This window comes from Stenotrophomonas sp. DDT-1 (assembly GCF_001580555.1).
Classification (GTDB): domain Bacteria; phylum Pseudomonadota; class Gammaproteobacteria; order Xanthomonadales; family Xanthomonadaceae; genus Stenotrophomonas; species Stenotrophomonas sepilia.
Genome location: NZ_LEKR01000003.1, coordinates 1 through 14,217 on the forward strand (window position 1 = coordinate 1; position 14,217 = coordinate 14,217).

The window sequence follows — 14,217 nt, forward strand, 5'->3', positions numbered from 1 at the left end:
CCCCTCTTTCCAAGCCAACAACACCAAAGGTCTTGCTGTCCGACGCAGTAGACAACGAGAGGGTTGGGCCGGGGTGGGGGCGCGGGACCGTTGGCGCCATGGATGGCGCCATCGAGCCCCCATGGAAGGGTTTACGGCGTGTCCCGCGCCCCCACCCCGGCCCGACCCAGCAGTAGCAACACCGAGCCATGAAACGCTGTTGCTGTTGCTGTTGCTGTTGCTGTTGCTTTCGATGTTGCTCGCAAGCAGTCGCGGCCGCAGGCCGCGCGGAACTCTCACAAGTGCCGCAGTTCCTGCTTCAGCGTCGCCACGCACCGGCGGCTGACTTCCAGCGGCTGCTTGCCATGCCGCAATACCGCCTGCACCTGCCCGCCCGAGCCCCGACGCAGCTCCACCAGCTCGTGGCGTGCCACCAGGCAGTTGCGATGGATGCGGATGAAACGACTGGCGAACTCTTCTTCCAGCGACTTCAGCGATTCCTCGATCAGGTCCTCGCCGCGCGCGTGGTGCACCACCACGTACTTCTCCTCGGCCTGCAGGTAGTGGATATCGTCCAGCGGAATCAGGCGCAGGCTGCCGCGCAGGCGTGCGCACAGCACGCTGCGTGCCTGCTGCCCGCTGTGCTCCTGTGGCCGGCCACCGCGGCCGGCCAGGAACGTGCGCGCACGCGCGATCGCCGCCGCCAACCGTTCGGCACGCACTGGCTTCATCAGGTAGTCGATCGCTGCGGCCTCGAACGCCGACAGCGCATGCGCATCGTAGGCGGTGCAGAACACCACCGCTGGCCGGGGTTCGAAGCTGGCCAGGTGGCGGGCCGCTTCCAGGCCATCCAGCCCGGGCATCGCGATATCCAGCAGGACCAGGTCCGGCTGCAGCTCCGCGCACGCGTGCAGGGCCTGCTCACCGTTGCCGGCCTCGGCCACCACGTCCACGCCGTCCTGTGCCGCCAACAGGCTGCGCAGGCGCTCGCGCGCCAGCGGTTCGTCGTCGGCGATGACTACCCTCACGATCGTTCCCTCACTGGATCGGCACTGTCACCTGGCAGGCATAGTAGCCCTCGCTCCAGCCAGCCGTCATCCGCGCGGCGCTGCCGAAGCGCCAGGCCAGCCGATGGCCGATGCTGTGCTGGGCATGGCCGGCGCCGCGTGCCAGCGCCAGCCCCGGCGCCTGCGGATCGGGTGCCGGGTTGCGTACGCGGATCTGCAGCTCATTGCCCTCGCGCGCCAGCTGCAGTTCGATGGTGCCGCCGTCGGGCAGGCGCGAGATGCCATGCAGCACGGCATTTTCCACCAGCGGCTGCAGTACCAGCCTTGGCAAGGGCAGGTCCCATGGCAGCGGCTCGTCGCGCTGCCAACGCACCTGCAGGCGTTCGCCCAGGCGCAGCGATTCGATCGACAGGTAGCGCTCGGCCAGCTCGCATTCGTCGCGCAGGGTGGAATCGCCCTCGCCCGCCCCCAGCGCGGCACGGAACAGATCGGACAGGTCCAGCACCGCGCGCTCGGCGACTGCCGGGTCACGATGCAGCAGGCTGGCGATCAGGTTCATGCTGTTGAACAGGAAATGCGGGCGGATACGCGCCTGCAGCGCGTCGGCCTGCGCGCGCGCGTTGGCCTGCACCTGCGCGGCCCAGCGATCGCTTACGTAGAAGTAGCGCAGCGCCAGCGCGGCGATCAGCGCCGTGGTTGCCGCGCTGCCGAGGGTGAAACGCCAGAAGCTGATGCCACTGGCGAAGTTGTCGCCCAGCACCGCGTACAGCGCGTGCACGATGCCGGCGCAGACCACCGCGATCAGGGTGGCCAGCACGGTCGCCGCAATGGCGCCCATCACCGGCGGCAGCCGCGACAGGGTCGGCCGCAGCAGGCACAGGCTGGCGGTCACCGCCAGCGCCAGCCACAGCGCGAATCCGCTGGCCGACAGCAGTTCGCCGAAGGTCCAGTGACGGCTGCCGTCCGGCGCCAGCGCCAGTACCACCACCACCAGCTCGGCCAGGCCGAGCATCGCCGCCAGCCGTGGCAGGCGGCACAGTTCCGGCATCCACGGCGGTGTGCTGGCCGGCGACATGGCTCAGGCGGCGCCCAGGCGTTCCTGCAGCCAGTCACCCAGTGCCTGGATCTCCTCGGCACAGACCTGGTGGGCCATCGGGTAACTGTGCCACGCCACATCCATGCCCAGCGTACGCAGTGCCTGCGCGCTGTGCGCGGCGACGGCCTGCGGGATCACCGGGTCGCCACTGCCATGGGCCATGAACACCGGCACCTGCACCGCGCCGTCAACACGCGTGGCGCTGTCGGCTTCGGGCAGATAGGTGGACAGCGCGATCAGGCCGGCCAGTGGCGCGGTACGCGAGAGCGCGGCCGTCAGGATGATCGCCCCACCCTGCGAGAAGCCTGCCAGGAAGATCTTCTCCGGCGCGATGCCGCGCTCGATCTCGCGCGCGATCAGTGCGTCCAGATGCACCACCGATTCCTGCACGCCGGCCATGTCGGCGCGCGAACGGAAGTCCATGCCCACGATGTCGTACCAGCCGCGCATCGGCACGCCGTTGTTGATCGTGATCGGCCGCACGGGTGCGTGCGGGAACACAAAGCGCAGCGCCGGCCAGTACGGCCGCACCAGTTCCGGCACGATCGGCGCGAAATCATGGCCGTCGGCGCCGAGGCCGTGCAACCAGATCACCGACCACTGCGGCGAGGCGCCGGTTTCCTGTTCCACCGTTTGCAGCATGATGCGGCTCCTTCAAGTTCGAGCCGCATTATGCCGCTGGCGCGGGGCAATCAGTACAGCGGCGGTTGCTCGGCCGCTTCCCGCCGCAGCTGCGCGGCGCGTACCAGCACCGGTGGCGGAATGTTCTCTTCGGGAATATCGAGCAGGCCGAGGCGATGCAGGAAAGCACCGGGGCCGCGCGAGGAGGTCAGCGCCACCACCGGAACGGCCAGAACCATGCCGATCACCACCGGCGCCATCCAGGCCGCCAGCGACGGCGACACCGCCCAGGCCAGCACGCCCATAAAGGCGCCGAACACCCCCAGGCCACCGTAGCCACGGATCAACGCCATCCACGAGATGCCGCCGTCGTCACGCTGCTGCGCGTCCCAGCCGGAATCGCGCCCGGACAACACTTCGGCCACGCCGCGTGACTGCACGTACATCACCACCGGCGCCATCAGCGCGGCGAGCACGGTTTCCACCAGCATCGATACGAAGGCACGGATCGGACCGCCACAACCGCGGCGGTCGACCGGGTCCAGCAGCATTGCCAGGTAGCCGAGCACCTTGGGCAGCAGCAGCACCGCCATGGTGGCGGCGAACAGGCGCACCACCTGCTCTTCATCCTGTGCGCGCCAGTACACGCTGGGCGACAGGTGCAGCAGGGCGTTGAAATCGATGCCTTCCTGGAACAGCGGGATGGCGATGCCGATCAGCATCAGCATGGCCCACATCGGTGCGGTGAAATAGTGGCCGATGCCGATCAGCATGTGCGTGCGGCTGATCCAGTGCAGCCCGCGGCTGCCGACCACCTTGCCGTGCTGCAGGTTGCCCTGGCACCAGCGGCGGTCGCGCACCAGCAGGTCGGTCAGCGTCGGCGGGCCTTCCTCGTAACTGCCACCGAGGTAGGGCACCATGTGCGCGGCCCAGCCGCCACGACGCATCAGCGCCGCTTCGACGAAATCGTGGCTGAGCACGTGGCCGCCGAACGGCTTGCGCCCGGGCAGCGCCGGCAGGCCGGCGTGGTCGGCGAAGGCACGGGTACGGATGATGGCGTTGTGGCCCCAGTAGTTGCTCTCGGCACCGTGCCACCAGGCCACGCCTCGGGCGATCACCGGCCCGTACACGCGGCCACCGAACTGCTGCATGCGCGCGAACAGGGTGCGGCCGCCGATCACCGACGGCAGGGTCTGGATCAGTCCGACGTCGGCGTTGTGTTCCATGCCGGCCACCAGGCGCACGATGCTGTCGCCGGTCATCAGGCTGTCGGCATCAAGGATCAGCATCTGCGGATAGGCACCGCCGAAGCGGCGGACCCAGTCGGCGATGTTGCCGGCCTTGCGCCCGCTGTTGTCACCACGTCGACGATAGAACAGGCGCGTCTGCCCCTCCGGGACACGCTCGCGCAGCTCGGCGAACACCTGTTCCTCGGCAGCGGCGATGTCCTCGCGGCGGGTGTCGCTGAGCAAGAAGAAGTCGAAGCGGTCGAGCTGGCCGGTGGCCGCCACCGACTCGTAGATCGCCTGCAGGCCCGCCAGCAGGCGGCGCGGGTCTTCGTTGTAGGTCGGCATCAACAGCGCAGTACGGCTGTGCACGGCCGGCAACGGCTTGTCCGGGTCGATGCCGAGCCGATAGCCCCGGTCGAACACAGCGGTCAGGAAGCCGGCCAGGGCGCTGGCAAACGACAGCGCGATCCAGGCAAACAGGCCGACGAACAGCACCAGCAGGCAGGCTTCGAGCACGCTGATGCCATTGGCCGACAGCACCCGCCACATCATCCGCGTAGCCACGGCGGTCATGCCGAGCGTGCCACCAAACAGGTACAGCCGGCGCAGGCCGATCAAGCGCGGCGAGGTGCGATGCCGCCGGACCTTCAGCGCGCCTTCGCGCAGGGTCTGTTCGGGCATCGGCAACGGCGATTCAGCGGGCAGCAGCGCCCAGCCGGCATCGAGCCGGGGCGTTCCTGCTTCCGCATGGATGGTCTGCACCCCCATCGTCGCTTACTCCGCGCCGTCGGCACGGCCGGCCATCCCGGCCGGGCTGCATGCACCAAGGTTCCCGGCGCGCTTTCCCGGCGCCCGCACTTGTCCTGGCTGTGTCGGCCTCACGCCGCACAGTCGATGTCTGTCACTACCGGAACCCACACGATCTCCAACGGGGCGGAATCGAAAATGCGACCCAGTCTAGGGCGCAGAATGTAAGCCGGGTGCGAAGGTCTACACCGGGATTTGTCCCCATTCAGCAAATAGCAGGCGATCACGCCAGGGCATGGCCAGATGTCATTGCATCGCCCCCGGTACTGGATCGTAACAAACGCGAACGGTTATCATTTAATCAACCAGGCAGGTCACCGTCCTCCGCACGGCCGCGACCCACCCAGCTGCGCCGGTCCTGACCGCGCACCCGACGACCCACGGAAGGGGGGGCTGCCTGCTGTCTGCCTGCGCCTGCTGCTTCCACCGGGTCACCCCACCTCCCATGGAAGCCGTCATGTCCCTGTCGTCCCGTTCCCGTTCCGCGCGCCTGCCGCGCACCCGCCTGGCCACCGCCTGCCTGCTGGCCCTGCCCGGCCTGGCCACCGCAGAGGCCGCCGCCGATGCCTCCACCAAGGACCTGGATACCGTAGTGGTCACGGCTTCAGGCAGCCAGCAGTGGATCAAGGATGCCCCGGCCAGCATCAGCGTGATCAGTCGTGAGGACATCGAGCGCCAGCCGGTACCGGACCTGGCCGCCCTGCTCAGCCGCGTACCGGGCGTGACCGGCGGCCTCAGCGCCGTCGGCGAGCAGTCCAAGATCAAGCTGCGTGGCATGCCGTCCAACTACACGCTGGTGCTGGTGGACGGCAAGCGCATGGGCAGCTCGGCCTCGACCCACTATCGCCCCGACCTCGGTCGCCAGGACCTGAACTGGATCTCGCCGGACCAGATCGAGCGCATCGAAGTGGTGCGCGGGCCGATGTCGTCGCTGTATGGCTCCGATGCGATGGGCGGGGTGATCAACATCATCACCCGGCGCATCGGCGACGAATGGAACGGCAGCGCCACCCACAGCTACACCCGCCCGGCTGACGGCAAGCGCGGCGATACCCAGCAGATCGGCGCCACGTTCTCCGGACCGCTGGGCGAACGCTTCGGCCTGCGCATCGGCGCCAACAGCATGCGCCGCGATTCGGACCGCTCCAACGGCGGTGTCTACGGCAACGCCTATGCCGGCGAGAAGGACCGCAACGTCGATGCGCTGCTGCAGTGGAAGCTGAGCGACGCACAGGAACTGTCGCTGGAAGCCGGGCACGGCGTGCAGCAGGCCTTCATCGATGCGTCGCTGGAAAAGCAGGACGAAGGTGCCTGGGGTGCCAGTGAGCTCAAGCGCAGCTCGCTGGCGCTCAACCACGATGGCAAGTGGCGCTTCGGCAATTCGAAGATCAGTGCGTACTGGACCGAGTACAGGAACGACATCGGTGCTGCCGGCCGTTCCGAAGCGACCGATACGATCATCGAGGGCAGCCTGACCACGCCGTTCACCCTCGGCGTTGAACACCAGTTCGCCGTAGGCGGCCAATGGAAGCGGCAGGAGCTGACCAACACCGACACCATCGGCCGCGCGCCGATCGACTATGCCGGCAACGCGGTCAGCGGCTCCACTCTGGACGTGGACACCTGGGCGCTGTTTGCCGAGGACGAGCTGAAACTGCACCGCACCCTGGCCCTGACCGTGGGCGCGCGCCTGGACCATCACGAGCAGTTCGGCGGCCACGTCAGCCCGCGTGGGTACCTGGTGTGGCACCCGGCCGAACAGTGGACGATCCGCGGTGGCGTCTCCAAGGGCTTCCGTGCGCCCAGCCTGACCGAGAACTCGGCCAGTGCCGCTACCCAGTCCGGGGGCCGCGGCTGCACCTCGCTGATCCCGCTGGGCTACACCCGCGGCGGGTGCTACATGGCCGGCAACCCGGACCTGGATCCGGAGACCAGCACCAACCGCGAGATCGGCATCAGTTTCGACAATGACCTGATCGATGTCGGCGTGACCTATTTCCACACCGACTTCCGGAACAAGATCGAGTACGCACCACTGGGCCGGTTCAACGGCATCTGGTGGACGCGCATGAGCAACGTACAGCGCGCGCGCACCCGAGGCATGGAAGGCAACCTCAACGTCCGCTTCGGCGAGCAGTGGCGCTGGCGCACCTCGGCGACCTGGATGAAGGAAGCCAGGAACCTGACCACCGGCCGCAACCTGATCGATACACCGGAGTTCTCCGGCTATTCGTCGCTGGACTGGGCGCCCAGCACGGTGTTTTCCGGCAGCCTGTCGGCGCAGTACACCGGCAGGCAGACCGGCACCGCCACGACCTTCCTCAAGGCCTATACGCTGTATGACCTGACCGCGGCATGGAACGTCAACGAAGTGCTGACCCTGCGCGGTGGCGTCAGCAACCTGGCCGACAAGAAGCTGTATGCGGAAGGCTCCACCGACTACTTCGTCGCCGGGCGCAGCTACTTCCTGAGCATGACCGCGCGGTTCTGACCGGCGGCACGCGCCGTGATCGCGCTGGCGACATGCCAGCGCGATCGACGGTGTTGCGGGTTACTCGCTTTCCAGCGCGGCCGGAGCCGCATCCCGCGTGGCGGCCGTGCGCGCACGGTCCATCGCCACCGCCAGTTGCTGGCGTGCGAGCAGTTGTTGTGCCTGCACCACTTCAGGTGTCGGCAGGAGCACCGGTCCCGGTGCGTTTTCCGGTGTAGCAGGTGTGGTCATGCAACCTCCATGGACATCCCGCCGCCGCACGGGCTCAGCCGGGGCGGCAGCGGAACTGCGCACCCTATCCTAAAAGCAAGGCGGGTGGGTGACGGCGCGGCGCTTGGCCGCAGGCGCGGAACAAGGCAGGCGTCACATTCTTGACGCTAGCGCTTGGATCCTGAATAGGACTTGTCCTATCATGAAAACGTTTTCTCACAGGGATGTTTCCCAATGAATACCACCGACCTGTCCCAGTTCAGCCCGAAGTGGCAGTTCCGCTTCAACTTCTTCCGCCAGCACGGCGCCCCCAAGAACCCCGGCTTCAAGCAGGCCTGGAAGGCGCTGTCCTTTGGTGACCGCCTGAAGATCAACCTGAACTTCTTCGCGTTGTTCTTCGGTGCCATCTACCTGCTGATTCTCGGCATGTGGCGCAAGGCACTGGTGGTGATCGGCATCAACATCGCGCTGGCCATCGTCAGCATGTTCCTGCCGGATGTCGTCGGGCGCATGCTGTTCATCGCCATGAACCTGCTGGTCGCCTCCAGCACCAACTACAGCTACTACCTGGAAAAGGTGGAAGGACGCGCCAGCTGGAATCCGTTTGAAGGAATGTTCTGAGCCATCAGACCTGCGCAGGATGCGCGGCAAGGATGCATCCGACGCCCGGCAGCCGCCGGGCGTCTTCGTTTCCGGCATCAAGCCGCGCGGCGGGCCATGCCCTCCGGCTCGGCCTGCAGGCGGAAGCGCGACACCGCCACTGCCAGCTGCTCGGCCTGCTCCTCCATCGCACGGGCGGCGGCACTGGCTTCCTCCACCAGCGCGGCGTTCTGCTGGGTGGTTTCGTCCATCTGTACCACGGTCTGGTTGACCTGCTCGATTCCGGCCGACTGTTCGCGCGACGCGGCCGAGATCTCGGCCATGATCTCGTTGACCCGGCCGACCTGACCGACGATGTCCTGCATGGTGCGCCCCGCACCGTGCACCAGCTGCGCGCCGGCACCGACCTGGGCCACCGAGGCGTCGATCAGCTCCTTGATCTCCTTGGCAGCACCCGCCGAGCGCTGCGCCAGCGCCCGCACTTCACTGGCCACCACTGCGAAGCCACGACCCTGTTCACCGGCGCGCGCCGCTTCCACTGCGGCGTTCAGCGCCAGGATGTTGGTCTGGAACGCGATGCCATCGATCACCGAGATGATCTCGGCGATACGCTGCGAAGACGCCTCGATCTGCTCCATCGTGTGCACCACCTGGCTGACCACCTGGCCGCCTTCGCTGGCCACGCCCGCTGCGGAACCGGCCAACGTGTTTGCCTGCAGCGCATGGTCGGCATTCTGGCGCACGGTGGAGGTCAGTTCTTCCATCGACGCGGCGGTTTCTTCCAGGTTGGCGGCCTGCTGTTCGGTGCGGCGCGACAGGTCGCTGTTGCCGGCGGCGATTTCACCGGCGGCCAGGCGGATGCTGGCCGCCGACTGCTGGATCTGGCCGACGATCTGGGTCAGCTGCTGCACGGTGCTGTTGGCATCGTCGCGCATCACCGCAAACACGCCGTGGAAGTCGCCCTGCATGCGCGCACTGAGGTCACCGGCGGCGATCGCGCGCAGCAGCGTCGACAGTGCCGCCAGGTTGTGGTCGCTGACCTGCATCATTGTGTTCAGGGTCTCCACCATGCGGCGGAAATCATGCTCGAAGCGCAGTGCATCACCGCGCACGGCGAAGTCACCGGCGGCGGCGGCGGCGGCCAGTTGCTGGATCTGCTCGTTGATAGCGGCCAGGTTGCGCTTGGTGGTCGCCATTGCGGCAGTGAACACCGCCTTCTCGCCCGGCAGCACTTCCATGTCCACGCTGAGGTCGCCCACGGCATAGCGCTGCATCACTTCAACCAGGCGCTGGGTGACCGCATTGCTGGAGGCCACCAGCTGGTTGCTGTCGGCCACCATGCGGCCGTACTCGCCCGGGAAGGCCGCAGCATCCATGCGATAGCTGAGTTCACCGGCATCGTGCCGGCGCGCCATTTCGGCCTGCGCAGCCATCACCGACTGCAACTGCCCACGCATGCCCTGCATTGCGTCCAGCAGGCGCCCCACTTCGTCGTTGCTGCGCGCCGGCAGCGTGCTGTCCAGCTTGCCGGCGGCGACATCTCCGGCCACGCGTACCGCTTCGGCCAACGGGCGGATTGCCAGGCGGCGCAGCAGCACGTAGACGCCGGCGCTGAGGGTCAGCGCGGCGATCACGCCGACCAGCAGGGTCAGCCACAGCAGCTGGCGTGCCTCAGACACGATCACCGCATGCGGCATCACCACGCCCAGCGCGAAGCGTTGCGGGGCGTCGCCCACGCGCAGCGGCACATACACGCGTACATTGCCGGCCGCGTCGGGGCTGAAGGCCTCGAACGGACGGTCGGCGGCGATGTCGGCCAGCATGCTGCGGGTCAGGGCATCGTTGCGCGGCTTGCCGATCTCGGCGGCATTGGCCGAGGCCAGCACCACGCCCTTGGGCGACAGCAGTTCGACGCGGCCAGCCCCCATCGGCTTCAGCGTTGACAGGTGCTTCTGCAGCGCTGCCAGCGAGAAGTCGACGGTGAACACGCCCAGGAATCTGCCGTTCTCGATGATCGGCGTGCTCAGGGTGCTCATGAGCACCTTCTGGCCGGCGATGTCATAGGCGTAAGGTTCGCTGACCTTCGGCAGCTTGTCGCGGCTGGGCACCATGTACCAGTCACCGGAACCGCTGGCAGTCTCGGTGTAGTCGGTCATCACCGACTGCTGCGGTTTGCCGTCTTGCCAGGCCCAGTAGCTCATGTAGCGGCCGGTGGCATCGTGTGCTTCGGTATTGACGAACTCCGCATCCTTGCCGTCGAAGGCATCGGCCTCCCACATGGTGCTCTTGCCCAGCCATTGAGGATGAGCACGCAGCTGTTCGCCGAGCACCGCCGCCAAGCTGGCGCGGTCGGGTATATCACCACGGGCACGCTGGGCCAGCACGGCCTCGACCATGGCGTCATTGCTGGCGAAAGCGGTGCCCAGATCAGCCGCCACCTGGCGCGCCTCAGCGTTGGCCTCGCTGGTCATGGTCTGGCGCGAGGCGCTGATCAGACTGGCGCTGGCCTGCCGGTAGATCAGGAAGGCGGTCAGGCCGAAGCACAGCAGCGCGATCACGGCGGTGCCCAGCATCAACTTGTGGGCGATGCTGCCCGGGCGTTGGGCAGCGGCAGAGCGGGAAGAAGACATGGGAGGGTCCGCAAGGCAGTTCAGGACGACCGGCACCACGAGGGCACCGCGCAGGCGCGCGATCCGTCGCGCAGGCCACCGGCCGCCGGGGCGCGCCCGGCGCTGGAAGCGCACTGAGTTAGCGGCCGCCCGCCAACGAGGTTGAGGCGGTCGGCCTGCACATTCCTGAATCCGCTCAGGGTCGGCTCAACGCTCCCCCTCTCGCGATGCCCTCACTCGGCCACGCGGTCCTTGATCCACTGTGCCCGCGGCAGTACCTCGATGCTGCCGACGGCATACTGCTGAAGCACGTCGTCCGGCCCGAAGCACGGTTGCCAGCCCAGCTCGCCGCGCAGGCGGGCACTGTCGTAGACACGGTCGATGCTCAATGGCAGCGGCCAACCACGGCGTTCGAACTCGGCCAGCAGCTGCGGCGCGCGACGGGCCAGCACGCTGCGCGGGTGGGTGGCCAGCTCCAGGCAGTCCTCGCGCCGGAACGGCGTCGGGGCACAGGCGAGGTAGCGCGCGAACCGGGCGCCTTCGTCGAGCAGCAGTGCAGCATGTGCGCTGGCCACATCGCGGGCGTCGATACCGCGATGCAGGCGGAACATCGCCATCCGTTCGGGCGGTTCCGGAAAACACCGGCCCATGCGCAGCACGCGAACGCTGAAGCCCGGCGTGGCGGCGGCTTCGGCCAGGGTCTCTGCCTGCAGCTTGGTACGGTGGTAGATCGTGCGCGGCAGCGGCTCGGTGTCTTCGTCGATCCAACGGCAGCCACCGGCCACCACGGCATGGCCATACAACGCAGTGGTGCTGGTCAGCACGAAGCGCCGTGCACCGGCTTCGCGTGCCGCCTGCAGCAGGTGTGCGGTGGCCTCCACGTTGATCTGCTGGAACACCGCATCCGGCACCAGGCCGACATGTGGGGCATGCAGGGCCGCGGTATGGATGACTGCATCCACGCCCTGCACCGCGCGCGCGACGGCCTGCCGATCGCTGACATCGGCAATGATGCGCGTGGTGGCAAACGGACTGCGGTCCAGCCCCACCACTTCGTGGGCAGCCGCCAACGCACCGAAGATCGCGCGCCCGATGCGGCCGGAACTGCCGGTCAACAGAATCTTCATTGAGTCCATTCACTCGAAGCGCCCGGGAACTACCGGGATGCTTCGATTCTAGGCATGCAATCGCGCATCCGCGATAGGACAGCCATGCAATCGTGCGTTCATCTTGACGACTTCGCAGGCGCCAGCAGTTGCCGCGATGAACAGCGGATCGTCGCCGCCGGCCACATCAGGCCTCACGCCAGTACGTTCCCAGTTTCCACCGGTGCGCAGATTGATGGGTTGCCGGTCGGGAATACTGATCTGATAGCCATCGGGCAGCAGCACAGGATCACCAAACATATGCGCGGCACCGCCACTGCGCGTGCCGACAATCCGCGCGCGGCCCAGTGCCTGCAGCGAATAGGCGACGAACTCGGCCGCCGAACCGGTGCGGCGGTCGATCAGCACCACCAGCGGTTTCAGGTACGCAGGCAGGCTGGCAGGCGGCAGCGGTACCGGCGTGCGCCGGCCGCGCTGGTCCAGCTGCTGCACCGCGTCGATCTTCGCGTCCAGCAGCGTGCGTACCAGCAGGTCGGCACTCGCATCGTCGCCGCCCCCGTTCTGGCGCAGATCCAGCACCAGGCCATCGGTGTCGGCCAGCAGGGTGAAGGCGGCGGCCAGCTTCGGCCGGGCCAGATCGAGCGGGTAGAAGGTGCTCAGGCGCAGGTAGCCGATGTTGCCCTCCATCACCCGCACCTCGCGCACGCCGGCACCATTGCTGCGGGCATCGGCGCGCCAGGCCATCAACCAATCGTCCTGGCCGGCCGCTGCGTCCACGCGTTCAACGTGGACGAACCCATCACGCCGGCCTGGGTAAAGGGTGCAGTTCGTCCTAGCCACGCAGGGCGATGCGCGCAGCGGCGTACCTGCGCCGTGAAAAGCAGTACGGTGCGGCGTGAAGGCAGCCGCACTGGTGCGGACACTCCGTTAGCCGGGCACCGGCAAGGATGAGCTTCCCTTCCATGCAACGGGAGCCTTCCCATGGCCGACCAGCACCACGGCACTTCCCATCGTGGCTTCGCCTCGATGGACCAGGACAAGCAGCGCGCGATCGCCGCAAAGGGAGGACGCGCCGCGCATGCGTCCGGCAATGCACATGAGTTCAGCCCGGCCGAGGCACGCGTGGCCGGCCGCAAGGGCGGCGAGGCGATCAGCCGCAACCGCCAGCACATGGCAGCGATCGGCCGCGAAGGCGGGCACGCTCGCCACGCCAATGCACGGCAGCAGCGGCAAGCGGCCGAAGAGACGCCAACGGGGGACGGTCCACAACGCCAGCAGGGCTGACCGCGGCGCGTTCAGGCGCGCCTGTGCTGCCGGAGCAGCCCGGATGCCGCGAGCAGGGCCAGCACGCCGGTGGACGGTCATCGTCCCGCGCGCACCGCCAAGCGTGCCTGAGGCACCATCCACCGCTCAGGCGTGGGCGAGGATGTTCAACAGCCGACCGAACGGATCGCGGACGAAGAAGCGCCGAACGCCCCAGGGTTCGTCGGCCGGGCCATATTCCAGCGCGATGCCGGCCGCGCGCATGCGCTGGAGCACGTCCTGCAGATTGTCCACTTCGATCGACAGGTCCGGCACCGGCGTGCCCGAACCCCCTTCACTGGCGAAGCTGACCTGCGCCAGCGCACTGCCCTGCCCGCCGTGGGTGACGATCCAGCCATGGTCCATCACCACCGGCATGCCGAGCAGCTCGCCATAGAACGCCGCGGCACGTGAGGGATCGGGCGTGGCGATGTTGGCGACGACACGCTTGACGGCCATGTTCCACTCCGCCAGGAAGAATGTGTCGAGACTGCCCGACCTTGCGCGCGAGCAGAAGAGCCCCGTCACGGACGGGGCCCGTCTTCAGCCGAGCATGGCTGGGCTTACACCGCGCCGCAGCGCTCCATGACACATCGATCGTATTCGTACTGGCATTCCATGGCATCACCACCACCGGACACACATGCCTGGTAAGCCTTCCAGCAGGGTAGATCGCAGGGCTGGACCGGTCCGGCCACGGCCACCGAGCCGCTGCAGGCCAACGCGAACACAACACCGGCGATCACTTTCCCGAAAGTACGCATCGACATCGCTCCTTGATAAGCCTGGTGATCCCAGGCCGGGCCACCTTAGCGCTGCACACGGGACGCTGGGTGAAGGCCGATGCCGCTCGACTCAGCGGTGCAGCAACCCCAGCACACGCAGCTGCCCGGCCAGCTCATCAATGTTGCGCCACGGCAGGATCGACGAATTGCCGCGCTCGTCCGGCGGGTTGTCCGGCAGCGCATCGGACCCGCCACCGGCCCCGACAAGACGGCTCCAGCACCTCGAAAGAGAGTCACGGTGCGCTGCCCGGCGGAGCCGCCGCAGATGCCCGTCACAGAAAATTAACGCGTTCATAAAATTGTCTTCACATCACTGGGGGATGTCGCCTTGCCTTGCCGTTAACGGCCTTGTTGTCCGTCAACCAAGGAAGTTGT

13 protein-coding genes and 1 pseudogene are annotated in these 14,217 nt (G+C 67.4%); 3 read left to right on the plus strand and 11 right to left on the minus strand.

The window, feature by feature from the left end; translation table 11 throughout:
• Positions 1 to 275: 275 nt before the first annotated feature.
• From AB839_RS02045 to mdoH, 4 genes are read right to left on the minus strand one after another with little or no spacing between them, the layout of a single operon-like run.
• The gene (locus tag AB839_RS02045) at positions 276 to 1,007 is read right to left on the minus strand and encodes a LytTR family DNA-binding domain-containing protein (protein WP_061478104.1); all 732 of its coding nucleotides are present in this window, start codon (positions 1,005 to 1,007) and stop codon (positions 276 to 278) included.
• Positions 1,008 to 1,017: 10 nt separating this feature from the next.
• Positions 1,018 to 2,061 (minus strand): sensor histidine kinase, encoded by a 1,044-nt coding sequence (locus AB839_RS02050; RefSeq protein ID WP_061478105.1) that lies wholly within the window; start codon positions 2,059 to 2,061, stop codon positions 1,018 to 1,020.
• A gap of 3 nt (positions 2,062 to 2,064) precedes the next feature.
• Positions 2,065 to 2,724, minus strand: a complete 660-nt coding sequence (locus AB839_RS02055) for a dienelactone hydrolase family protein (protein WP_082783265.1) — start codon at positions 2,722 to 2,724, stop codon at positions 2,065 to 2,067.
• A gap of 50 nt (positions 2,725 to 2,774) precedes the next feature.
• Positions 2,775 to 4,700 (minus strand): glucans biosynthesis glucosyltransferase MdoH, encoded by a 1,926-nt coding sequence (gene mdoH, locus AB839_RS02060; protein ID WP_061478107.1) that lies wholly within the window; start codon positions 4,698 to 4,700, stop codon positions 2,775 to 2,777.
• A gap of 496 nt (positions 4,701 to 5,196) precedes the next feature.
• Here mdoH and AB839_RS02065 point away from each other — a divergent pair, with 496 nt between their 5' ends.
• The gene (locus tag AB839_RS02065) at positions 5,197 to 7,230 is read left to right on the plus strand and encodes a TonB-dependent receptor (RefSeq protein WP_061478108.1); all 2,034 of its coding nucleotides are present in this window, start codon (positions 5,197 to 5,199) and stop codon (positions 7,228 to 7,230) included.
• A 60-nt stretch (positions 7,231 to 7,290) separates the two neighbouring features.
• Here the strand turns inward: AB839_RS02065 and AB839_RS21665 are convergent, their stop codons facing one another.
• A complete protein-coding gene (locus AB839_RS21665; protein WP_005419553.1) occupies positions 7,291 to 7,461 on the minus strand; it encodes a hypothetical protein in 171 nt (56 codons plus the stop codon).
• Between the two features lie 213 nt (positions 7,462 to 7,674).
• On the opposite strand from AB839_RS21665, the gene AB839_RS02070 reads away from it, so the two are divergent.
• Positions 7,675 to 8,061, plus strand: a complete 387-nt coding sequence (locus AB839_RS02070; protein WP_014648516.1) for a DUF2628 domain-containing protein — start codon at positions 7,675 to 7,677, stop codon at positions 8,059 to 8,061.
• A gap of 77 nt (positions 8,062 to 8,138) precedes the next feature.
• On the opposite strand, the gene AB839_RS02075 is transcribed toward AB839_RS02070, so the two are convergent.
• From AB839_RS02075 to AB839_RS02085, 3 genes and pseudogenes are all read right to left on the minus strand, one after another.
• The gene (locus AB839_RS02075; RefSeq protein ID WP_061478109.1) at positions 8,139 to 10,670 is read right to left on the minus strand and encodes a methyl-accepting chemotaxis protein; all 2,532 of its coding nucleotides are present in this window, start codon (positions 10,668 to 10,670) and stop codon (positions 8,139 to 8,141) included.
• 212 nt (positions 10,671 to 10,882) lie between these two features.
• Positions 10,883 to 11,776 (minus strand): NAD(P)-dependent oxidoreductase, encoded by an 894-nt coding sequence (locus tag AB839_RS02080; protein WP_061478110.1) that lies wholly within the window; start codon positions 11,774 to 11,776, stop codon positions 10,883 to 10,885.
• Positions 11,777 to 11,874: 98 nt separating this feature from the next.
• Positions 11,875 to 12,544, minus strand: a pseudogene (locus AB839_RS02085) (S41 family peptidase); the annotation flags it as partial.
• A gap of 192 nt (positions 12,545 to 12,736) precedes the next feature.
• Between AB839_RS02085 and AB839_RS02090 the strand changes: the two are divergent.
• The gene (locus tag AB839_RS02090) at positions 12,737 to 13,039 is read left to right on the plus strand and encodes a KGG domain-containing protein (protein ID WP_061478111.1); all 303 of its coding nucleotides are present in this window, start codon (positions 12,737 to 12,739) and stop codon (positions 13,037 to 13,039) included.
• Between the two features lie 126 nt (positions 13,040 to 13,165).
• Here AB839_RS02090 and AB839_RS02095 read toward each other — a convergent pair whose 3' ends face one another.
• The 3 genes from AB839_RS02095 to AB839_RS21840 form a co-directional block, all read right to left on the minus strand.
• Entirely contained in the window at positions 13,166 to 13,516 is a 351-nt protein-coding gene (locus AB839_RS02095; RefSeq protein ID WP_061478112.1) for a VOC family protein, read from the minus strand.
• A 104-nt stretch (positions 13,517 to 13,620) separates the two neighbouring features.
• A complete protein-coding gene (locus AB839_RS22070) occupies positions 13,621 to 13,821 on the minus strand; it encodes a hypothetical protein (RefSeq protein WP_061478113.1) in 201 nt (66 codons plus the stop codon).
• A 91-nt stretch (positions 13,822 to 13,912) separates the two neighbouring features.
• A complete protein-coding gene (locus AB839_RS21840) occupies positions 13,913 to 14,137 on the minus strand; it encodes a hypothetical protein (RefSeq protein WP_061478114.1) in 225 nt (74 codons plus the stop codon).
• Positions 14,138 to 14,217 lie beyond the last annotated feature (80 nt).

Excerpts from the sequence above, each read along its gene's own strand:
- AB839_RS02050 (WP_061478105.1), bottom strand. The coding sequence starts at position 2,061 with ATGTCGCCGGCCAGCACACCGCCGTGGATGCCGGAACTGTGCCGCCTG.
- AB839_RS02055 (WP_082783265.1), bottom strand. The coding sequence starts at position 2,724 with ATGCTGCAAACGGTGGAACAGGAAACCGGCGCCTCGCCGCAGTGGTCG.
- mdoH (WP_061478107.1), bottom strand. The coding sequence starts at position 4,700 with ATGGGGGTGCAGACCATCCATGCGGAAGCAGGAACGCCCCGGCTCGAT.
- AB839_RS02065 (WP_061478108.1), top strand. The coding sequence starts at position 5,197 with ATGTCCCTGTCGTCCCGTTCCCGTTCCGCGCGCCTGCCGCGCACCCGC.
- AB839_RS21665 (WP_005419553.1), bottom strand. The coding sequence starts at position 7,461 with ATGACCACACCTGCTACACCGGAAAACGCACCGGGACCGGTGCTCCTG.
- AB839_RS02070 (WP_014648516.1), top strand. The coding sequence starts at position 7,675 with ATGAATACCACCGACCTGTCCCAGTTCAGCCCGAAGTGGCAGTTCCGC.
- AB839_RS02075 (WP_061478109.1), bottom strand. The coding sequence starts at position 10,670 with ATGTCTTCTTCCCGCTCTGCCGCTGCCCAACGCCCGGGCAGCATCGCC.
- AB839_RS02080 (WP_061478110.1), bottom strand. The coding sequence starts at position 11,776 with ATGAAGATTCTGTTGACCGGCAGTTCCGGCCGCATCGGGCGCGCGATC.
- AB839_RS02090 (WP_061478111.1), top strand. The coding sequence starts at position 12,737 with ATGGCCGACCAGCACCACGGCACTTCCCATCGTGGCTTCGCCTCGATG.
- AB839_RS02095 (WP_061478112.1), bottom strand. The coding sequence starts at position 13,516 with ATGGCCGTCAAGCGTGTCGTCGCCAACATCGCCACGCCCGATCCCTCA.
- AB839_RS22070 (WP_061478113.1), bottom strand. The coding sequence starts at position 13,821 with ATGCGTACTTTCGGGAAAGTGATCGCCGGTGTTGTGTTCGCGTTGGCC.
- AB839_RS21840 (WP_061478114.1), bottom strand. The coding sequence starts at position 14,137 with ATGAACGCGTTAATTTTCTGTGACGGGCATCTGCGGCGGCTCCGCCGG.